The organism is Pantoea sp. DY-17 (assembly GCF_019795975.1).
Lineage (GTDB): Bacteria > Pseudomonadota > Gammaproteobacteria > Enterobacterales > Enterobacteriaceae > Pantoea > Pantoea leporis.
This window is the reverse complement of record NZ_JAIMIG010000003.1, coordinates 405253-427308: the sequence shown is the minus strand read 5'-3', so window position 1 is coordinate 427308 and position 22056 is coordinate 405253. Positions and strand designations below refer to the sequence as shown.

The window sequence follows — 22056 nt, the reverse complement described above, 5'->3', positions numbered from 1 at the left end:
CAACGTTTCAGCTCATTCTCCGCAATTTCATTCTCAGATATTTTTTCTTCAAACTAAATCTGACTTTACTATCCAGCAGGAATGAAACGAAAGAGACGTTTTGTATCGCCTGCTTCACCACCTGTTTCTCATGTTCAGCGTTAATCAGCGGGTAAAACTTATGCGCCAGATTGATCCAATGACAAGCGAGCAGGTTGCGGTAGCTTTCACCGAGCACATTATCCATCTGTTGCGTGGCTTTGATCAGCATCGATATTTTATCGGCATCCAGCGCGCTGGAGAGACTTTTTTCTCGTTTGAAATAGAGATACGGGCTCTGCTTCGCTAAAAATATCGTCTGACTGGCTTTCAGAATCGAGGGGAATAAATACGCATCTTCGTAGCAACTGAAGTCAGGGAAATGGTTATCTTCCAACAGCGAGCGTTTAATAAACTGACCGATAAAATGCGCCTGGATATCACGATGGATGAGGAATTTTTCAATCACCTGATGTTGCGACAAGGCGTTAACCTGCAAACCTTTCCACTGGTGTAGTTTGGTCTTCTTTTCATAAATTTCATTCAGCGGCGCCAGCAGAATATCGGGTTGTTGCGCCTGCAAAAACTGCACGATGTCAGCAAAAGAGTTCGGCAAAAGCTGATCGTCACCATCCAGCATCGTGACGAAGTGGCCGCTGCATTTGCTGACGCCAAAATTTCTCACTTTGCCGATGTTACGGAACAGCACGTCAAAAATTTTCACCTGGCTGAATGAAGCGGCAAAGCTGTGCAGCAACGCGCTGGTGTTATCTGTGGATGCGTCATTCACCAACACAACCTCGACCGCATCCTCAACGCCAGAGCAGGCCTTTTTGAGGCTGTTTAACGTCTCAACAATGTATTTTTCGCAATTGTGAGCCGTGACCAGGACGCTGAGAGTGCAAGGTGAATCCATAGTTAGCATCTATCCGTTAATGTTCTGAGAGCATTCATTGCTAACAAGTCTATCGCTTTCTACGCCGAAGGGAATGAAATTGTGTTGCATGGTTTAGGTGATCATACTCACAGCTCTGCGCGTCGTTAATCAGCACAACTAAACTTTCCTCCCGTCTTGCCGATGTTTTTTACCACTGAGTCCGTGCGCTTTGCCCCACGATTTTGGGGCTCTACGATCAACTTCTGGTGTGGAAAAATGTCATGATCGCAACGCCCTTGTCAGGCCCGGCGGCTTCGCCGGTGGAGATGGTTTCGCTCAAACGTATCGCACAGCGCGCGGATAGCCTGGCGGTGATCCTCAGTTGGGCGCTGTTGCCGATTGCACTTGGCGTTGGCTGGCTAAATGACAGCGTGCTGGTGGCGCTAATTGCGGGTTTGGTATTGGCGCTGCTGGCGACGTTTTTCGGCACCGCGCTGCGCGGTACGCTCACGTCGCGCATGGTCTTATCCGCGCTGTTAATCGGCTGGGCTGGGCTGCTTATTCAGGTTGGCGGTGGCGCAACCGAATACCACTTCTCGGTGTTTGTGTTGATGTCGGCGCTGCTGGCGTGGCGAGATGTGCGCCCGTTAGTAATGGGCGCTGCGGCGGCAGCCACGCATCATGTGTTATTCAATTATCTGCAGGAAAATGATCTGTTTGGCGTGGTGGTGTTTCATCATCCCGGCTGGGACATGGTGTTTTTCCACGCGCTGTTTGTCGTGGTGCAAACCGCGATGCTGCTGGTGATTGCACGCCAGATGGCAGCGGATGCGCGCTCGGCCAGCGAAGTGGCGCAACTGGCGGCACACATTAATCAGCAAGCCGGTTATCTCACGCTGCGTGCCGATACTCAGCGGAGTGAAACGCCGTTCGCGCGCACCTTCAGTACTACGCTTGGGACCCTACACGGCACTTTGCATCAGGTCAGCGACGGCGTCGGTCAACTGCTGGCGGAATCCGACAGCATTCTGGAGCGCAACGCCGCGCTCTCGACGCGTACCGACGAGCAGGCGCAAGCGCTGGAAGTGGCGGCCAGCGCCATGACCGAAATCAGTATCGCTGCCAGCTTAACCCGGGACAAAGCGCAAAGCGCGTGCGAGCTGGCGAGTGAAACCCGCGCGGTGGCGTCGCGTGGTGAAGAGAATATCCAGTCGGCGATTCGCTCGATGGAGAAAATCAGCGAAGAGTCGAGAAGGGTGAAGATCATCCTGGAGCTGATCGACGGCATTGCGTTTCAGACCAACATTCTGTCGCTGAACGCCTCGGTGGAAGCGGCGCGTGCTGGTAATCAGGGACGCGGTTTTGCCGTGGTCGCCAGCGAAGTGCGTAATCTGGCGATGCGCAGCGAAAGTGCGGCACGCGAAATCCGTCAACTGATGGATGCCAGTTCCACCAGCACCGAACACGGCACCGTGCAGGTGGAGCATGCGGCGCAAACCATGCGCGAGATTCACAGCAGTATTAGCGGGTTATCGCAGCTGGTGACGGAACTGTCGGCGATGAGTGAGCAGCAGAATTTGAGCATTGAGCAGATTCAGCAGAGCATCAATAGCATTGATCACAGCGTGCATCATAACGTGCAGCACGTGGCCGAAACGCTGCAAGTGGCGCAGCAGCAACAGCAGCAGGCCAATGCGCTGAAGCAGGCGATTTCGTTATTTAAGTTGGGATAAGCGTGACCTTTGCAAAGGTCGCCATGAATGGCGACCTTACGTTAATTACTCTACGCCATTAACCAGCAGCACGCGGTATTTCGCGCCTTTCAGGCGATGCGCTTTGGCTTCCTGATACGCCGGGCTGAAATACCAGCCTTTCGCCGCCTCAGCATCCGGGAATTCGAGCACCACCACGCCTTCCGCTTCCGGGCCTTCCAGCGTTTCCAGGGCGCCATAAAACGCCAGCGGGGTGATGGGATGGTCGCCGCGCGCCTGTCCGGCTTTCTCGGCATACGTCGCCAGCTCGTCCTGGTCTAAGGTTTCGTCCTTAATAAACACCACATATGCAGCCATTATTTCTCTCCTCGCGCCTGGCGTTTGTCTTCAGTGTTGTTATCGAAATCGGCGGCATCATGGCGCTCCAGCAGCTGATCCTGCGGCTCGGCACCAAAGGCACGATTCACTTTACGCCCGCGAATCACCGCCGGACGCTCGGCAATCTCTTTCGCCCAGCGCACCACATTTTTGTACGACTGCACATCAAGGAATTCGCTGCCGCCATATTGGTTGTTCAGCACCAGATTGCCGTACCACGGCCAGGTGGCGATATCGGCGATGGTGTATTCGTCACCGGCGAGGAAGCGATGGTCGGCCAACTGACGATCCAGCACGTCCAGCTGACGTTTAGCTTCCAGCGTGAAGCGGTTGATGGCGTATTCGATTTTTTCGGGCGCGTAGTGATAGAAGTGACCAAAGCCGCCGCCGAGATACGGCGCAGAACCTTGCAGCCAGAACAGCCAGTTCAGGGTTTCGGTGCGGCCTGCCAGCGAGGTCGGCAGGAAGTGACCGAACTTCTCGGCCAGATAGAGCAGGATATTGCCGGATTCAAACACGCGCTGCGGTGGCGTGACGGAATGGTCGCTCAGCGCCGGGATTTTCGAGTTCGGGTTTACATCGACAAAACCGCTGGAGAACTGATCGCCATCGCCGATACGGATCAGCCAGGCATCGTACTCGGCGTCTTTGGCACCCACCGCCAGTAACTCTTCCAGCAGGATAGTAATTTTCTGGCCGTTTGGCGTGCCGAGCGAGTATAGCTGCAGCGGATGTTTGCCGACCGGCAAGGTTTTGTCATGCGTCGGCCCGGCGGTTGGACGGTTGGTTTTCGCGCCGTTACCTTTGGCTTCCGGGTCCCAGGTCCAGACTTTCGCGGGCTGATACTGATGTTCCGACATAGTGGTTTCGCCTTGTTGTGATTGTATTTTTGCTGCTACTGAGTGTAGCAGCGCGTGATACAGGCGATTTAACCGCGCTGGCGGTGGGACGCAAAGTCCGATTATGTAAAGTTCTCTTGCGTAAACAGCATAAAGTCCACTCTACCAGGCTGATAGGTGTCGGGGATGTCGCCCTCTTCCAGATGCCGCAGCATCAGCGTTAAGGCAAGCTGAGCATGGCGCAGGGTGTTTTGATCGAGGGTGAGGTTCAGCACGCGATCCTGCAACAGTCGGCGTGTGGTGCTGTACAACTCGTGCGTGACGTACAGCACTTTACCGTCGAGACGATGACGCGCCAGCGCTTCGTGCACCTGTGTGTTGCCAATGCCGGTGTTATACAGCCCGACAATCGGCGGCGAGGCGGCCAGCGTTTTTTCTAACAGGCGGCTGATGCGTTCGCGCTCATCCTGACCGGCAAGAATCTCGCGCAGGCGCAGCTGCGGAAAGCGTTCGGCCAGCACCGCCTGAAAGCCCTCAATGCGCAGGCGGTGGGCAGCGTAATCCGCGCGTCCGCTCATCAACACCACTTCACCCGGCTGCGACAGCATGCTACCGAGCATCAAACCGGCGGTGCGCCCGGCTTTGTATTGATCGATACCGACGTGGCACAGCCGCGCGGCATCGGGCAGATCGGCGACCAGCGTGATCACCGGCACGCCGCGCGCTTTACAGGCGGCGAGCGCATCGTAGATTAGCGGGTTTTGATGGGCGAAGACGATCAGCGCATCCATCTTTTTACTGCTGGTGGTGATGTGTGCGGCGAGTTTTTCCGGTGCATTTTCCGGGATCAGCGTGCGATGCAGACGCAGGCGGCGATAACCGAGTTGGTCGGCGAGTTTGGCAAAGTCTTGCGCTAATTGCTGAAAGAAGAAGGAGGCGTTGCCGCTGAGCAGCACTTCGATCTGCCACGGATGGCGATGTTCCTCGGGCAAAATGCGTTTTAAACCGGCGTCACGCGCGGCCTGCAGGATTTTTTTGCTCATGGCGGGCGATACGCCACCGCGATCGTTGAGTACCCGGTCAACCGTGGCGACACCGACGCCCAGTTGTTTTGCCAGCTCGGCCAGCGTTACTGCTTTCATGTTGCGTGCATTCCAATAGAGCGGGCCCTCATCCTAACCTTCTCCCGCCAGCGGGAGAAAGGACCGATCGAGTAAGCCGCACCATCCAGTTCTCTCTCCCGGTGGGAGAGGGTTAGGGTGAGGGCATCAGCGCGCACTCAACTATCCCAACAGCTCACGCTCAATCAGTTCGCGGGTTTCCACCGCCTGATACTTCATCTTCTCCGGATAACCGAACAGCGCCGCCGAAATAATCGACTCGCCGCCAACCATAAAGGTGCGGTTGGCAAAATTCATCTCGCGCAGTGCTTCAAACAGCGCATCGAAATTCACTTCGCCTTCACCGACCGCCACGTGCTGGTGGATGGTGGCATCCACGCCTGGCGGGTTGACGATATAACGGCAGTGCTTGGTGTGGTTCATGGTATCGGCGATCAGCATATGTGAAAGATCGTCGCCGGCGTAATGCAGCATGTTCTTCACATCGCCCACACCTTTGTCGTAATAGAAGGTGTGCGGCGCGCTGTAGATGTACTTCACGTTTTCGCTGCGGAACGACTTCACAATGTCTGCAGTTTCGTTGCTCTGCTCACAGAAATCCCACGGATGCGCCTGAATTTCGACGCGGATGCCTTCACGTTCGATGATCGGCAGCAGCTCTTCCATCGAACGATAGAACATCTCTTCACAAATTTCTGGCTCGTTGGGATTGCCCGACAGCTCGGTGTTGATCACCTGCACGCCCATTTCGACGGCAATCTCGATCATGCGTTTCCAGTTCTTCACCGCCGCCTGACGACGCAGTTCATCCGGGCCAGACCAGCGATATACGGTAATAAACGAGGAGATCTCCAGCCCGGTGGCATTCAGCGCGTTTTTGTATTCGCGCATGATTTCACGGCTGGCTTTCGGATGTTTATAAAACGGGTTGATCTGCGGGTGCGGCGACTGCTCGATGTACTTGTAGCCCCATTCCGCCACCTGATGCACCATGCGCGTGATGCCGAGATCCCTGATTACATCCACATCAAAAGCGATTTTCATTGTTTTCTCCTGAGCGTTAAGCGGTGCGGACTTTGATGATGACCATACCGATCTTTTTACGCGCTTCATCACGTATTCTGATGTGAAACCATCAGCCAGACCGCTTTGAATACGCACATGAATATCAAACATTTATTCTGAATGGTATTAAGATGAAATGAGTTATTTCATTTTTGCGAGAGCGATCAAAATAATGAGAGATTCCCTATCACTTGAAGCCAATTACTGATGATTCCTGTGCGGGATGATTGGTGATTTACCGCAGATTAGGGCATTATTTTTGATAATTTATTATCATTTCATTCAGGGAAGTAGCGCATGAGTAAAATCACCATGACCGCGATTGCCGCCGCCGCCGGTGTTGGCGTGGCGACCGTCGATCGCGTGTTAAACCGTCGTGCACCGGTGCGCGCCGCAACGGAGCAGAAGGTGCTGGAAGCTGCTAATCGCCTCGGTTATCGCATCGGCAATGTGCCGCTGCTGAGCGGCACCGTGCCAGCCGCCAGCGTGACGCTGCGCATGGGCTTTATCCTGCTGTCAAAATCCTACTCGTTCTATCATTCCCTCACTGATGCGCTACGCCAGCATACGCAGCCGTTTCATCCGGCAGGCAGCGAACCGCTTTTTACCTGGCACGACATTGATGATGTGGAAGCGGTGGTGGCCTCGCTGTATGCGCTGGCCGGGCAGGTGGATGCGATTGGCTTAGTTGCGCTGGACCACCCGCTGATTCGCCATGCGATAGAAAACATATCGCGTCAGGGCGTGCGGGTTTATGCGCTGTTTTCCAACTTTTCGCCGTGCGGTCACGCCGGTTATGTCGGTCTGGATAACCAGAAAGCCGGACGCACCGCCGCGTGGATTGCCACGCACCTGTTGCATCAGCCGGGTTCGGTCGGCGTGCTGGTGGGCGACCATCGCTTTATCTGTCAGGAGAGCAATGAGATCAGTTTCCGCTCCTATCTGCGTGAGCAGGACAGCGCGCGACGCGTGCTGGAGCCGCTGAAAACCAATGAATCGATTGATGGCGGCTACCGTTCCACGCGTCAGCTACTGGAAGAACATGCCGATTTGGCACTGATCTTCGCGCCTTGCGGCGGCATTGAGGGCGTGATTCATGCGTTGCGCCAGCAGCCGCAGCGTAAGGTGGCGTTGATATGTCATGGTCCGGTGAAAGAGGGCGAGCTGGCGCTGATTGATGGCACCATTACGGTGATGATCCGCAACCGCATCGACGAAATGGCCATGCGCCTGGCGCAGATGGTGCAGCAGCATCATGAGCAGCCGGGCGATCATTTCTCCCAGATCATCCTGCCGTTTGATATCGTCACGCGTGAAAACCTGTAGGCCGCGTCGTTGCTGTATTTGATATATTTTCTATCATTTTAATGATACGAAATACCATGATCGCTATCAAAAAATGAATGTTTCATGGTTGTTGATGATGAAATATTTATTTGATACTTGCGCCATCTACTACCGCAAGGAACGATCATGACTATCCATATTGCTAACGCGCCCTGTAGCTGGGGCGTTGATGACCCGAAAAATCCCTTCCTGCCGCCGTGGCAGAAAGTCCTGAGTGAAGCGTCGCAGGCCGGTTATAAAAGCATTGAGCTGGGCCCATGGAGCTATCTGCCGGTTGAGCCTGCCGAACTGCGTCAGCAGCTGGAAGCGCACGACTTGTCGCTGGTGGCGGGCACCATTTTTGATGATTTGGTGAGTGAAGCCAATTTCCCGGCGATGGTTGAGCTGACGCACAACATCTGTCGTAACCTGTCTCTGGTACCGACCGCGACCAAAACCCATGCGGACAACAAGCCCGCACCTTATCTGGTCATTATCGACTTCGGTAATCCAGAACGCGCCAAATACGCTGGTCAATCCGCCAAGGCGCCGCGCCTGTCAGCTGAAGCGTGGCAGCGCATGATGCAGCACATCACCACGCTGAGCCAGATTGCCTGGAACGAATACGGCGTGCGTGCGGTGATCCATCCGCATGCCGGCGGATGCATTGAGTTCGCCGACGAGCTGCAACAGCTGGTGGAAGACATTCCGCATGAAGTCGCTGGTTTGTGCCTCGACACCGGCCATCTGTACTACTCCGGCATGGATCCGATTCCTTACCTCAGCCGCTACTGGGATCGCATCGATTATCTGCACTTCAAAGACGTTAACGATGCGGTATGGCGCGACGTGATTGCGCGCGGCGTCGATTTCTTTGCCGCCTGCGCAGAAGGCGTGATGTGCCCGATTGGCAAAGGGGCAATTGATTATCCAGCGGTGCGCGCCTTCCTGGCGGAGCGCAATTATCAGGGCTGGATCACCGTCGAGCAGGAGCGCGATCCGCGTGATGCCGACACCAGCCTGCGTGACGTCACCGCCAGCCTGCACTATTTGCAATCGGTCGGATTCTGAGGAGAACAACATGATCAACGGCATTAAGGCTCTGGATCGCTCGCTACGCTGGGGCATGGTTGGCGGTGGCGGCACCAGCCAGATTGGTTACATTCACCGTTCGGCGGCCACGCGTGATAACAACTTCACGCTGCTGGCAGGCGCATTCGATATCAACGCCGAGCGCGGCCGCGCCTTTGGCACTTCGCTAGGTATCGAAGCCGATCGCTGCTACGCAGATTACGAAACCCTGTTTGCGGCAGAAGCGGCGCGTCCGGACGGCATCGAAGCGGTGTCGATCGCCACACCCAATAACACGCACTTCGCCATCTGCCGCGCCGCACTGAATGCGGGTCTCCATGTGGTGTGTGAGAAGCCGCTGTGCTTCACCGCTGCCGAGGCCGATGAGCTGGAACAGCTGTGTGCTGAGAAGAAGAAAATCATCGGTGTGACTTATGGTTACGCCGGACATCAGCTGATTCATCAGGCACGCGAAATGATTGCCGCAGGTTTGCTGGGTGAGATCCGCATCATCAACATGCAGTTCGCGCACGGCTTCCATAACGAAGCGGTTGAATTGCAGAACGAAAGCACCAAGTGGCGCGTCGATCCGCGCTTCGTCGGGCCGAGCTATGTGCTGGGCGATTTGGCGACACATCCGCTGTTTATCGCCGAAACCATGGTGCCGCATCTGCAGATCAAACGCCTGCTGTGCAGCCGCCAGAGCTTTGTCAAAACCCGTGCGCCGCTGGAGGATAACGCCTTCGTGATGATGGAGTACGACAACGGCGCAGTCGGCACTATGTGGGCATCGGCGGTGAACTGCGGTTCGATGCACGGCCAGAAGGTGCGGGTGATCGGCGAGAAAGCCAGCCTGGAGTGGTGGGATGAGCAGCCGAATCAGCTGCGCTATGAAGTGCAGGGCGAGCCGGTGCAGATTCTCGAGCGCGGCATGGGTTATCTGCATCCGAGTGCGCTGGCTGACGACCGTATTGGCGGCGGACATCCGGAAGGATTGTTTGAAGCCTGGTCCAATCTCTATCGCCGTTTTGCGCTGGCAATGGATGCCACCGATCGTAGCGATCAGGCATTCCTGAAAGACTTCTGGTATCCGGGCGCGCATGCCGGTTTGATGGGCGTGCGATGGGTGGAGCAGTGCGTGAAGTCTGCGGATGCGGGATCAGTGTGGGTGACGTGCTAAGGGGGCGGTAAAGAAAATGGGTCGGCATGTCCAGCCGACCCAAAATGAGCATACCGAATGACTTATCGCGTGCAAACAATGTAAACAGTAGGAGCTGTTGATTTTGAGGCGATATCTCCTACGGTGCCTAGGGTGGAATCGAAATTGCCTTTGAGGCCTTTCCAGCTATCACTCAATGCATACCAAGTGCTGATGAATCCACTTTGTGTTAACAGCGTTCTGGCTTCAACAAAGTCGCCGCCTTCCTGGGCAAATACCGCCAATTCTGCGGAACCAGCTAGATGGGCACCCATATTGTTACAAAAATCTCTCACCTCCTGAACAGGCGGTGTTACCCCAGTCGAGTCATAGGCAAGGGCAAGGTATTGATGATTGCCGGCTCTGTATACCGGAGTAATGGTCTGACTGATCGTTTTCTGAGAAGTGTTAGCCAGCAACGCTTGAACAGTGCCCTGTCTCTTATTGCTGTTCACATGCAAGCTATCAAGAGTGGCGGTCGCCGTACCTGTAGCATCAGTGAATGATTCGCTATCGATGCTACCAATATCGGTCGACCAGTTAACTTTGTAATTGGGTACCGCCTGATTTTGCGCATTTTTTACCACCACGCTAATCACTGGATTATCGCCACCAAAACCGTATACCGCGTTTTTAGAGGTTTGCATTGATGTAATCGTGGCGGTGGAGCTATCGACCACAAATTCGACTTCCGGTGCGGTAACTGGCGCGTTGGCTCCGACACTCACGCTGACAATCCCTTTGCCTGGTGCACCTGATTGCAAGGTATTATGCGATTTTCCCTCATCATCTGTGCGCTGTGTTTGCCCGTTAAGTTGGCCAAAGTTGGTGGTCCAGTTGATAAGCAGCCCTTTCACGGGATTGCCATAGCGATCTTTCACCAGTGCGGTATAGGTCGCTTTACTGGTGTTGTCCGCTGGAATTTGTCGTGCATCCACGATCAGATCACCGGCGTTAAGGCTGGCGCTACTGCTCTCCGCCGTGAACTCCACCGCCGTCGCCGCCACCGCCGTGCCGCTACCCGGCTGCGCCGTGACGATAGCTGCTCCCAAAACCGTTGAGCTTAACGTTACCGTCGCCACGCCTGAGACGTTGGTTTTACTGCTATTCTGCGCCAGGTTGCCGCGGTCGGTGCTCCAGCTCACAGATAAATTGCTCAGCGGGTTGCCATAGGCATCCTTAATCGTTGCACTGTAAGTAATTTTCTCACCGCTATTCGCGATGGCGCTGACTTTGTCCGCCGTCACACCGCCATTGGCGATTTGTGCACTGGCGGTATCTGCCGTCACCGTCACTGGCGGTGCATTCACAGCCGCGCTGCTGTTGACGCGAGCGTTAACCTGCACGGTGCCTGCTAATGTGGCGGTGAGTGAGATAGTGGCCTCACCAGCGGTATTGGTGGTAGACGTCGTACCGCTCAGCGTTCCACCGCTGGTTGCCCAAGACACAGGCAGGTTGGCTACGGGGTTGCCGTGGGCGTCTTTCACTACGGCGCGGAAGATCGCCATGTCAAGAGTGCCCGCTGTGATGCTGGTTTTGTTTACCGTTAAATCACCGTCGCTGATGCTAGCCGAAGCGGCGTCAGCCTTGAAGTCAACCACCGGCGCATTAACCGCTGCGCGGCTGTTCACCACCGCCTTTACTTGCGCGTTACCTGCAGCCGTAGACGTTAACGTTATGGTTGCCTTACCGTCCGGACCAGTCACGCTGGCCGCACTGCTCAGCGTGCCGCGATCGCTACTCCATCCAACGGTTACGCCACTCACCAGGTTACCGGCGGCATCGATGACCCGTGCCGTATAAGACACGCTGTCGCTGCCGTTAGCCAGCGCGCTAGTTTTGTTGGCGGTGAGATCACCGCTGTCCAGACGGGCCGATGCCGCGTCGGCGACGATGTTTACCCTCGGTGCATTTGCCGGGTTGCCGTTGACCGCAGCGATGATCTGCGCCGACCCTACAGTGGTACCGGTGAAAGTAACCGTGGCCTCACCGTTGACGTTGGTGACAGACGTTGCATCGCTGAGTTTGCCAAGATTGCTGGTCCAGTTGACCTGCTGATGCGCCACTGGGTTGCCGTTAGCGTCTTTAACCACCGCCGTAAAGCGTGCTGCATCCGTGCCGCTACTTACAATGGTGGTTTTATCCACGGTCAAATCGCCGCTGCCGATTCGCGCGCTGCTGGCATCGGCGGCGAAAGTCACGAGGACGGCACTTAGCGCGGGTTTGCCAACCAGCGCTGCGCTTACACCCGCCTGGCCCATTTGGGTTGAGGTCAGCGTGACCTGGGTTTTGCCGTCTGGCCCTGTCACGCTTGTTGTCTGGCTAAGTGTTCCGAGTGAGGTCTGCCAGTTTACAACTTGTGCGGGCAGCGGGTTTCCGTTTTTGTCCTTCACAGTAATGGTGTAAGTCACGAGATCGCTGCCATCGGCCACGGCACTGGTTTTATCCACAATAAAGTCGCGCGCGTCGATGGTGGCGCTAGCGGCATCGGCGGTAAAGCTGATGACGGGTGCATCCACGGCGGCCTGCGTGCCAAGCTGTGCCTGTACCTGCACATCATGCGCCGCAGTATCTTTCAAGGTGACGATGGCAATACCGTTTTTGCCACTCTGACTCTCAGCAGCACTCAATGCACCACCGTTACTGTGCCAGTTGAGCTTCACGCCCGGTACTGGATTGCCATTGGCATCCTTAATCAGCGCGCTGAAAGTGACAGAATCGCTACCATTGGCGATGGCAGTGGTTCGATCAACTGTAAGGTTACTCCTATCCAGTGCGGCGGTGGATGCGTCGGCAATGAAATTCGCCAGGGCGTTGGCGCTGCCGTTGGCGGTAGACGCGGTAACTGTAATGGTTTCTGCCGCGGTATCGGTAAAGGCGATTACCACCATGCCGTTGTCGTCGCTGATGGCCGTCAGGCTACTGCCTGCTGCGACTTGCGCGGAGCCACTCAATGCAAAGGTCACGGTCACACCCGCAACCGGGTTGCCCATGGCATCTGTCACGCGAGCTTCTGCGCGAGCAATGGCACTGCCGTTGGCCACTACATTATCCCGTGTCAGACGTAGATCGCCGTCAGCCACGGTGGCGCTACCGATGTCGCTAATTTGTTTAATGGTCAGCGGGCTCAGTTGCAGCGTATCGATGGTGGCGCTGAGTTTAACGTCTGCTGCACGCGTACCGGCGGTTAGCGTGGCGAGGTATTCGCCATTGCCTTTTTCTGTGACAGCACTCAACACCGGCGTCTTCGCGGCAGCGGTAGCCGCATGGGTGCTGGGGCGAGCACCAACACCGGCTTTCTCCGGGGCGTTGCTCAACTCGGTAGCACTTAGCGCGATGGACGCAGCCACATCGGTCACTGGCTGCTCGTTTTCATCGCGCAGCAGGATGCTGATCTGCGACGTGGCCTTACCGTCGGCAAGCAAAGTGGCAGGCGAGGCGCTCAGCGTGCTAGTGCTGGCATTTATCGCCGGGCTACTGACGTTGACCACAGTCGAGGAAACTTTCGAACGGTTATTACGTGTGTCTATGGCCACGCCGCTCAGGGTATAGCGGTTATGGCCGCCAGCGATAAAGCGCGGTAACACGATTTGGTATTGGTTGTTACCCAGGTCCTGAATGTGACCACCCGCAGCGACGATCTCGGCGTCGTTCCAGATAATTGATGCCAGACCGTACTTGCTGATGATCTTGTAATTCAGAGTCACGGTTTTACCGCTGCGGCCATTGATTTCGGTCGGCAGGCCAAGTTGAATCAGCTCCTGTTTGCGATATTCCAGCACGATATTGTTATTACGCTCAACCAGCGCCATACGGTTAGCAGCTAAAGTGCGGTTTAGATTTACGGCGCTGGGATCGAGCTGGCTACTGAGCGTCTGACCCAATTGATAGTTGAACTGGAGGCCTAATTGGGATTCGCGCTGATGACCACTGGCTTTATGGTCCAGTGTGAACGACACCAATGGCACCGGGGTATAGCTCAAACCTGCGGTGAAGGCAGCAGGGTTACTTTGGCGCCTCTCTTTGCTGAACAATGCAACTTCGTCACCGTAGTATTTTTCGTACATAAAACGCCCGCCAATCGCCGGGTAGACGGGTAGCCAGGCCTCGGCCCGAAGGTCGAACCCGTTTGCCGGGCGAGCATCGTAGTCTTCAACATCTACAGAGTTGCGCCAGCTGCTCAGGCGATAATAACCATTTCCGGAAAGCTTGAGGTAGTCGCGCCAGGCTTCGGCACCAATGCCCATTCGTTTATGACTGCGACTGATGTTCTGGTCGTAAAAGGCGTTGTAGCCAAGCATCCAGCGGCTGGTGAAGTGGCGCTGGCCGAGACCGAAGTTACCAGTAAATTGACCGTCTTTATTGCGCAGGCCTTGTTGAGCGAAAAGTAGGCGGTCCGGCGTCTGATTGAGCGGTAACAGCAGGTCAAACGAGCCAGTCTGCGGCTTAAAGTGCTCATCCGTGCCAAGCTCGACGCGTGCGGTACCCCATTGTTTTAGCCATTCTTGCGCCTGGCCTACGGCGGCGCCAGTGACCTGCTGGCTGAGATAGCCGCTTAGGTTACCGGATTGATGCGCCTCAGCCAGTCCACTGGCCTGCTGGGCAGCGCTGCTGAGTGAGGTCTCTTCGCCCGGACGGATGGCGGCTTCAACAGATAATGCCCAAAAGGGTGTGAGTGCCATGCCCACCTGGACGGCAATCTGGGTAAAGATGAGCGGTCGCATCCAGCGGGATGAGGCATCGGCGCGTGACGCTGACGAACGTGTGTTGTCCATAAAATTCTCGTGTTTTGGCTAAAAGGGGGTCATGAAGTAGGTGAGGGGGAATTCTCACGCGGGGAGAAGTTGTTAGCGCTTGAGACGGGTCTTAAACCTTTTAAGTGATTTGAAAAAAGCAAGGCAGGAACGACTTGCGAGGAACAAGATTAAAAGGAGGATAGGACGAAAATACCGCTAGATGGACAACAACACATACGCTTACGAGGCGACCTGTAGATAGGCAAGTGTGTAAAGCGCTGGCTTGATGCGATATCAGTTCAGGCGTCATACTTGCCGTTTTTTTCACGCTTTACCTAAAAATTTGATGCCATTTTATCTTCGATTTCTCTGCGTTTTTACGCGCTTTTTGGCGCCTTTATGCGCTTTTATACCAAGCGTAGAACAATATTCTGTCTGCAACCAATAATCACACTCCTCATCATTAACCCAACGCAATATAACAGTTTTATTTCTGTAATAGTTAAACCTGGCTTATAACTATTGTACAAATAAAAACCGAATTCATGCTGTCTTCCTGAAAATAAAGGGGCATCTTTGACGGTAATAGCAGAAAAAGAAGACATATCCTGGAGAAGTCGCATTTTGTCTCATTCGCATAAAATGCTGTCTTAGGTAATTTTTTAGATCTTTAGATCGTTAAAATACAAATGTTAAGTTTTTTATTCTAAAAAAAGATCTTAAAAAAGATCAAAGATCTGTAAATTAACCGTCGCGCTAATTTTTTTAGGGTTATATTTCAAATTAAGCACGAATAGTCAAAAAAACTTTCAATAGCCTGAAAATTGTCATTTACTTAAAGCGGTCGAAGGGCTCCAACATTACTTCGATTAATGTTTTATCTGCTGTGGAAATGAAAGTTCATTGCTTGAGCAGAGACATTTTTTATGACGATTTTTGAGGCTTAATCATGAAAAGCAAGTTCGCAGTATTGGTTGCAATTACGGCTTCTCTTGGATTTATTGGCACGACAACTGCTGCTGATGGCACGATTAATTTCACGGGTACAATTACCGATAACGCTTGCACGGTGGATACTGGCTCTGCCAACCAAACCGTGAATCTGGGCACCGTTTCGAGCAAAACCTTCACCGGAGCCGGTGTCACCGCGGCACCGACTCGCTTCAACATTAATCTGACAAGTTGTCCTGCTGCGGTAACCTCGGCCAGCGTACGTTTCGATGGCGCAACCTCTGCGGGAAATAACCAAATCCTCGCTCTGAACTCAGGGCAAACTGCCACTAATGTGGGTGTCGCGCTGTATGAGCAAGACAGTTCCACTCTCATCCCTATCGCCAGCAAATCGGCTGATCGTCCGATCACGGCAGCCGGCCCTAATGTACTGACCTACATAGCGAAATATTACGCTACGGCTACGCCAGTTACTGCGGGTACAGCAAACTCCACGGCGACCTTCACCATTGCTTACAACTAAGTAGTTTCAGAGCCGCGTCATGCGGCTCTTTCTTTCGTCACGGAGAGAGATGGATGTTTAAAAAAAGTCTTTGGCCATTGGCCATGGCACTTTTGTGCCTGTCGCCTATGGCTCAGTCTGGTGTGCAGATTGGTGGCACACGTCTGGTTTATGACGGTAAAAACAAGCTGGCCGCGATAAGTGTGACTAATCCAGACGATCGTCCCTATTTGATTCAATCCTGGGTTAGCAGTCAGGAAGAGAGTGATACCGCTGATGACACTTTCATCACCACGCCCCCGCTCTTCCGCCTTGAGCCTCATAGCCAGAATTCGGTGCGCGTTATCTACAGTGGTCACACGTTGCCAGACGATCAGGAATCCGTGCACTGGTTGAATATCAAGATTATCCCGACGGTCAATCGTCAGGCCACTAACGATCTCGTTATCACCATTAAAAACAAGATGAAGTTATTTTACCGGCCCGCAGAGTTAAGCGGCGATCCCGCATTGGCTTTTACCAGGCTCAAATTTCGCCAGCGTGAGGGCAAACTCGCCGTGTTTAATCCCACGCCTTACAGCGTTTCGCTCTACGACCTGACCGTAAACGGTTCAACCATGACCAAACCGCCGATGGTGTTGCCTTCACAGGAAATCGTTCTTGGCCAAAAAGTGCACGTTGGCAATCCGGTGAGCTGGCGAGCGATTAATGATTTCGGCGGCATTACAGCAGAACAAACATTAAAAGTGGGCACCGATTAAAGGAGAGGGCCATGTCGATGAGACAAAATATACCTTTAACGCTGAGGCCTGCTTTTCAGCGCACCTTACTTAACATGGTAATACTGGCTGCAATGCCCATTAATGATGTGGCTGCAGAGGATTATTTTGATCCTGACACGGTGGAACGACACAGCGGCCAGCGTGCAAATCTGGATCTTTCCACTTTTAGTCGCAGTGGGGGTCAAGCGGCGGGCGTTTACAACGCCGACGTTTACCTGAACGACAATTTTGTTGGATCAAAAAGCATACGCTTTGAACCCGGTGCGAAGGGTCTGCAGCCCCTATTAATGAAAGCCGATTTTATGCGGTGGGGCGTGAAAGAGAATGCCACACCCGCTTTCGTGAAAATCTCACCTGCGCAGGAAGTGACGAATATCGCTGCCATCATCCCGCAGGCGCAAACCCGCTTTGATTTAAGCCAGCAACGCTTAAATGTCTCCATTCCACAAGAATATGTGCGACAAAACGCACAAGGGTATGTTGGCCCAGATGAGTGGGACGATGGTGTCAACGCGCTATTTATGAATTATGGCTATTCAGGTGCCAATAACTGGAGTGATTATCGTCAGGGAAGTGATAACAACGCGTATCTCAATTTGCGTAGCGGTATCAATCTCGGGGCCTGGCGCGCGCGCAATTACACCACCTATAGCCATAGTCAGGGTGATGATAAGTGGAACAGTATTAATACCTACGTTCAGCGTGACATCAAACCCTGGAAAAGCCAGCTGGTATTGGGAGAGAGCTATACGCCATCAGAGGTATTCGATAGCTTCCCCTTTCGTGGAGCTCAGCTCTACTCAGACGACAATATGCAGCCTGAAAGCTTACGAGGATTCGCACCCGTTGTACGAGGCATTGCGCAGAGCAATGCGCAAGTTACCATTCGTCAGGACGGTAACATCATTTGGCAAGCCTATGTGCCACCCGGACCTTTCGCCATAAACGATCTTTATCCTACCTCGGCCAGTGGCGATCTTGAGGTGGTAATAAAAGAAGCGAATGGCAGCGTCCGACAGTTTGTTCAGCCATTTTCTGCGGTGCCTATCATGCAGCGTGAAGGGCGTTTCAAATATGCTTTCACGGCCGGGCAATATCGTTCAACCGGGGGATCGGCAAAAAAACCGGGCTTTATACAAGGCACAGGTATTTATGGTTTGCCTTATAGCTCAACCGTTTATGGTGGATCTATCCTGTCGGGTGATTACACGTCAGCATCGGTTGGTGTGGGGAAAGGTCTGGGGTTATTGGGTTCGATTTCGCTGGACGGAACATTCGCCAATGCCCGTTTAATGGAAGAAACTCATCGCGGTGGCTCATTTCGTTTTCAATATGCAAAAGATGTCGCAATGAGCGGCACCACTTTTACTCTGGCTGGCTACCGTTATTCCACGTCTGGTTATTACGATTTTAATGAAGCTAATGGCTATTACGCGAATACACTGCCGCCGGGTTTCCGGGGTAATCCCAACAACCGCAATGAAGTTGAACAAGCCCGACGCGAATGGCGAAACTGGCGTTATAGCCATAACAGACGCAGTAAATCCCAACTCAACGTTAATCAATCGTTGGGTGATTATGGCAGTCTTTTTCTCTCCGCTTACCAGCAACAATATTGGGGCGTGACAGACAAGGAGCGCAGTTTGACGCTGGGCTATAACACCAGCTTCAACGCCATCAATTACTCCTTTAACTACAGCTATTCACAGACGCCGTTCTACACCAAACACGATCAAATTTTTTCGCTGGCGGTGCAGATTCCCTTTGACCGATTTTTACCCAAAAGCTGGCTGAACTTCTCGGGCAGCACCGACAATCGCGATAAAACCACTGGCGCGGTGGGGTTGTCAGGCACTGCACTGGCAGACAATAACCTGAGCTATAGCGTGCAGCAGGGTTACACCAATCGAGGGGTTGGCGCCAATGGCAATGCGTCAGTCAACTATAAAGCACGCTTTGGCGAATACCAGGCTGGCTATAACTACTCGCGTAATACCCGACAACTGAATTACGGCGCAACGGGCGGCATCGTGGTGCATCCCTATGGTGTGACTCTGAGCCAGCCGTTGGGTGACACCATGGCCTTAGTGCGTGCTGAAGACGCGGAAGCGGTTCGCGTGCTCAACCAAACCGGCGTGCTGACTGATGGCAGAGGTTATGCCGTCGTACCTAACGTAACACCTTATCGCCGCACCTCGCTTTCGCTTGATGCCAATTCGCTCGGCGATAACGTCGATCTGCTGAGTGACAGCCAAACAGTGGTGCCTACGCAGGGGGCCGTAGCATTAGCCAATTATCCCACGGTATCGGGGGCAAAAATGGTCGTTACCTTGCGTGGGCGTCAAGTGCCGTTCGGCGCACGTGCCAGCGTTGCCAACGGCGAAACCCTTTCGCATGGCATCGTTGATGACAAACAACATGTTTACCTCAGCGGCGTGCCCGCAGCGGGCGTGGTTAAGGTGAACTGGAAGGGCGGCGAATGTCAGGCTCCGTTTACGTTAGGAAAGGCTCAGTTTGGTGTCAATTCTGTGACGGCACAATGCCGCTAAAGGAAGCATTTATGCGTTTATTTCTTTTATTACCGAGCATATTTTTTATTGGGTTGTACGTTAACTTTGCGCAGGCTTATACCTGTACTACCACCACAGCAGCGACAACAATTTCTCCACCTGCGATAGTGATTCAACGGGATTTACCGGTGGGATCGTTGATTGGCAGCCAGATCACCTCGGGTGCGGTGAACACGTTTAACTGTACTAACACGGCGCCGGCGTTGACTTACCAAAGTGTGGGCGTAAAAGGCACCGGTAACTATGTCACGACCATTGGAGGCAGACGAATTTACAGCACCAATATTGCGGGAATAGGCTTTGCTATCGGTGCCATCTCAGTGAACAACTGCAATAACTTTAGTGGCTGGGTTGATGGAACCGGTACGGGAGATGGTAATGCGAACAATAGGTTGCTGTGTTCGGTCAATGGCTTAATGGCGGGACAACCTCTGCGCGAGCAAGCGTTGTTACAGTTCTATAAAACGGGGCCAACCGGTTCAGGGATGGTTGCCGCGCAGGAGGCCGGAGCGTTTATTTTGCGCAACAACCAGGCGCTCTGGCATTCACCGGGATCGACGATTCTTATGAATGGTTTTAGTGTCACAACGCTGGCGTGTTCAGTAAGCAATACAGCCATCGCCGTGAATATGGGCAACGTGGATAAGCGTGCGTTCAATGGGACAGGCAGTTCACCCGATGCCAGCTTTACGCGTAATTTTACCCTTCCGCTTAACTGTAATGCCGGCACCCGCATCAATGTGAAAATTGATGGAAATGCCCAAAACTCCGCCAATGGAGTATTAAATCTGACATCAGGTGCCAATACGGCAAGTGGAGTGGGCGTGCAGCTGCTGTTTAACAATGCGCCTGTGCAACTGGGCACTAATATTGTTGCCGGAACCTCGGCCAGCGCGGGGAATTATAACATTCCGCTTCAGGCGCGTTATTACCAAACGACCGCAACCATTACACCCGGCACAGCTAACAGTTCCGCGACTTTCACACTGACCTATCAATAAATAATCTTCCCCCTGGCGGGGGAAGATTGTCAGTGATGACTCACCGATAGATCACTTCAACAGCTTTAATATGACCCGATGATTGCACGCTGACATTGCCGAGTTGAAACGGCAGCGTCTGCTGTTGCTTATTGAATCTAACCTGACGCACTTTATCGACACCATTATGGCTACATTGCACTGCGGCATGCTGGCTATTGGTCATCGTCGTACAGGCAGGCTCAACTATCGCACCGGTAAAAGTAACGGTACCGCCCTCTGCCAGAACGGCTTGGGCAAATAGCAAACCAGAAAATAATACGAATGCTGTTTTCATCGGTCTTCTCCTGGTGGTGGCATAAAGAAGAACGACAAGTTAGGACCAAACTTTAATTAAAAATGGCGATACTGAAAAAATATCCCCCTTAATGCGATCGCAGGTCGCTGAGGAAGCGCTGCGCGCGCGGGTGCTGCGGCTGGGTGAAGAACTGTTCTGGCTGTGATTTCTCCAGAATCTGTCCCTGGTCCATAAACCAGATGGTATCTGCCACCTCACGGGCAAAGTTCATTTCGTGGGTCACGCACATCATCGTCATCCCTTCCTGCGCCAGACCGCGCATCACCGATAACACTTCGCCGACCATCTCCGGATCGAGCGCCGAGGTCGGTTCATCGAACAGCATCACCGGCGGCTTCATCGCCAGCGCGCGGGCAATCGCCACGCGCTGCTGCTGGCCGCCGGAAAGCTGCGCCGGATAAGCATCGGCTTTATGCGCTAAGCCCACGCGCTCCAGCAATTCACCCGCCTGACGACGCGCTTCGCTGCGCTTTACGCCCAGCACTTTCATCGGCGACATCATGATGTTCTCGGCCACCGTCACATGCGGGAACAGGTTGAAGCTCTGAAACACAAAGCCGATGCGCGTGCGCAGCTGATTGAGGCGCGTGCTGCTGCCGTGAATATCGGTGCCATCAAACACAATCTGGCCGTCATCGATCGGTTCTAAACGGTTAACGGTGCGGATCAGCGTCGATTTGCCCGAGCCGGAAGGGCCGCACACCACCACCACTTCGCCGGGATTAATCTCAGCGCTCAGGTTGGTCAGCGCCTGATACGCGCCGTACCATTTATTAACCTGATTAAACATGATCATCGGTCCCATGCGGTTTCCTTATTGCGAAGAGGTTTTAGTCAGCATCACCGCGGGCGCCATGCTGGCAGCAGGTTGCGGCGCTTGACGACGTTTCTGCGCAATGTGCGCTTCGAGTTTATTGGCCAGCCAGGTGAGGCTGAAGCAGATGAGGTAGTAGCTCAGCGCCACAATGGCGAACACCTGAAACGGTTTGGTCAGCAGCTGATTACTCACCTGATTGGCGGCAAAGGTCAGCTCCGGCACGTTAATCACATAGCCCAGCGTACTGTCTTTGATAATCGACACCAGCTGGCTAACCAGGCTGGGCAAGGTGTTGAACAGCGCCTGCGGCAGAATAACCAGACGCAGGGTTTTCAGGTGGCTCATGCCCAGCGCGCGCGAGGCTTCGTATTGGCCGTGCGGCAGCGCCTGAATGCCGCCGCGCACGATTTCGGCGATATAGGCACTCTCATAAATCACCAGCGTACACAGCATGGTGGCGAAACCGCTGATGTTGTGGCCAATCAGCAGCGGTACACAGAAGTAAGTCCAGAACACTACCATCATCAGCGGGATGCCGCGCAGCAGGTAAACCCAGCCGGTGGCGGGCCAGCTCAGCCAGCGCCACGGCGACAGACGCGCCAGGCCCAGCAGCACACCAATCGGAAACGCCAGCAGCACCGCCAGCACCGAGATCAGCAGCGTACAAAGCACGCCGCCAATCGGACCGTTTGGGTATTGCCCCATCAACAGCAGCATGCCGTTGTCATGCAAAATGGTGAACATCTCAAACATCG

General features: G+C 53.9%; 17 protein-coding genes. 8 read left to right on the top strand and 9 right to left on the bottom strand.

Features of this window, described 5'->3' with window-relative positions; all coding sequences use genetic code 11:
* Positions 1-7: 7 nt before the first annotated feature.
* Complete coding sequence (locus K5Y33_RS16165; RefSeq protein WP_222234524.1) at positions 8-934, bottom strand: glycosyltransferase family 2 protein; 927 nt, start codon at positions 932-934, stop codon at positions 8-10.
* 242 nt (positions 935-1176) lie between these two features.
* Between K5Y33_RS16165 and K5Y33_RS16160 the strand changes: the two genes are divergently transcribed.
* The gene (locus K5Y33_RS16160; protein ID WP_222234523.1) at positions 1177-2628 is read left to right on the top strand and encodes a methyl-accepting chemotaxis protein; all 1452 of its coding nucleotides are present in this window, start codon (positions 1177-1179) and stop codon (positions 2626-2628) included.
* Positions 2629-2673: 45 nt separating this feature from the next.
* On the opposite strand, the gene K5Y33_RS16155 is transcribed toward K5Y33_RS16160, so the two are convergent.
* The 4 genes from K5Y33_RS16155 to K5Y33_RS16140 form a co-directional block, all read right to left on the bottom strand.
* Entirely contained in the window at positions 2674-2964 is a 291-nt protein-coding gene (locus K5Y33_RS16155) for a DUF1330 domain-containing protein (protein WP_222234522.1), read from the bottom strand.
* Positions 2964-3845 (bottom strand): glutathione-dependent disulfide-bond oxidoreductase, encoded by an 882-nt coding sequence (gene yghU, locus K5Y33_RS16150; protein WP_137385013.1) that lies wholly within the window; start codon positions 3843-3845, stop codon positions 2964-2966. The genes K5Y33_RS16155 and yghU overlap by 1 nt, the downstream gene beginning before the upstream one ends.
* Positions 3846-3946: 101 nt before the next feature.
* Positions 3947-4966 (bottom strand): LacI family DNA-binding transcriptional regulator, encoded by a 1020-nt coding sequence (locus K5Y33_RS16145; protein WP_222211658.1) that lies wholly within the window; start codon positions 4964-4966, stop codon positions 3947-3949.
* A gap of 141 nt (positions 4967-5107) precedes the next feature.
* Positions 5108-5989 (bottom strand): sugar phosphate isomerase/epimerase family protein, encoded by an 882-nt coding sequence (locus tag K5Y33_RS16140; protein WP_222234521.1) that lies wholly within the window; start codon positions 5987-5989, stop codon positions 5108-5110.
* Positions 5990-6307: 318 nt separating this feature from the next.
* Between K5Y33_RS16140 and K5Y33_RS16135 the strand changes: the two genes are divergently transcribed.
* The 3 genes from K5Y33_RS16135 to K5Y33_RS16125 all read left to right on the top strand — a co-directional run bounded on the left by K5Y33_RS16135 (position 6308) and on the right by K5Y33_RS16125 (position 9587).
* Positions 6308-7336, top strand: a complete 1029-nt coding sequence (locus tag K5Y33_RS16135; protein WP_222234519.1) for a LacI family DNA-binding transcriptional regulator — start codon at positions 6308-6310, stop codon at positions 7334-7336.
* 147 nt (positions 7337-7483) lie between these two features.
* Positions 7484-8407, top strand: coding sequence for a TIM barrel protein (locus K5Y33_RS16130; RefSeq protein WP_110868105.1), 924 nt, complete (start codon positions 7484-7486; stop codon positions 8405-8407).
* Between the two features lie 10 nt (positions 8408-8417).
* Entirely contained in the window at positions 8418-9587 is a 1170-nt protein-coding gene (locus K5Y33_RS16125; protein WP_217549988.1) for a Gfo/Idh/MocA family protein, read from the top strand.
* Between the two features lie 62 nt (positions 9588-9649).
* Here the strand turns inward: K5Y33_RS16125 and K5Y33_RS16120 are convergent, their stop codons facing one another.
* Entirely contained in the window at positions 9650-14380 is a 4731-nt protein-coding gene (locus K5Y33_RS16120; protein ID WP_222234518.1) for an Ig-like domain-containing protein, read from the bottom strand.
* Positions 14381-15290: 910 nt separating this feature from the next.
* Between K5Y33_RS16120 and K5Y33_RS16115 the strand changes: the two genes are divergently transcribed.
* The 4 genes from K5Y33_RS16115 to K5Y33_RS16100 are packed head-to-tail and all read left to right on the top strand — an operon-like array spanning position 15291 to position 20147.
* Positions 15291-15815, top strand: coding sequence for a fimbrial protein (locus K5Y33_RS16115; protein WP_101762319.1), 525 nt, complete (start codon positions 15291-15293; stop codon positions 15813-15815).
* A gap of 53 nt (positions 15816-15868) precedes the next feature.
* Positions 15869-16555, top strand: coding sequence for a molecular chaperone (locus K5Y33_RS16110; RefSeq protein WP_101762318.1), 687 nt, complete (start codon positions 15869-15871; stop codon positions 16553-16555).
* Positions 16556-16566: 11 nt separating this feature from the next.
* Entirely contained in the window at positions 16567-19125 is a 2559-nt protein-coding gene (locus K5Y33_RS16105) for a fimbria/pilus outer membrane usher protein (RefSeq protein ID WP_222234516.1), read from the top strand.
* 11 nt (positions 19126-19136) lie between these two features.
* A complete protein-coding gene (locus K5Y33_RS16100) occupies positions 19137-20147 on the top strand; it encodes a fimbrial protein (protein WP_222234514.1) in 1011 nt (336 codons plus the stop codon).
* A gap of 40 nt (positions 20148-20187) precedes the next feature.
* Here K5Y33_RS16100 and K5Y33_RS16095 read toward each other — a convergent pair whose 3' ends face one another.
* The 3 genes from K5Y33_RS16095 to K5Y33_RS16085 form a co-directional block, all read right to left on the bottom strand.
* Complete coding sequence (locus K5Y33_RS16095; RefSeq protein WP_222234513.1) at positions 20188-20463, bottom strand: hypothetical protein; 276 nt, start codon at positions 20461-20463, stop codon at positions 20188-20190.
* A gap of 88 nt (positions 20464-20551) precedes the next feature.
* A complete protein-coding gene (locus K5Y33_RS16090) occupies positions 20552-21289 on the bottom strand; it encodes an amino acid ABC transporter ATP-binding protein (protein ID WP_101762314.1) in 738 nt (245 codons plus the stop codon).
* A 9-nt stretch (positions 21290-21298) separates the two neighbouring features.
* Entirely contained in the window at positions 21299-22054 is a 756-nt protein-coding gene (locus K5Y33_RS16085; protein ID WP_222234511.1) for an amino acid ABC transporter permease, read from the bottom strand.
* Between the last annotated feature and the right edge of the window lie 2 nt (positions 22055-22056).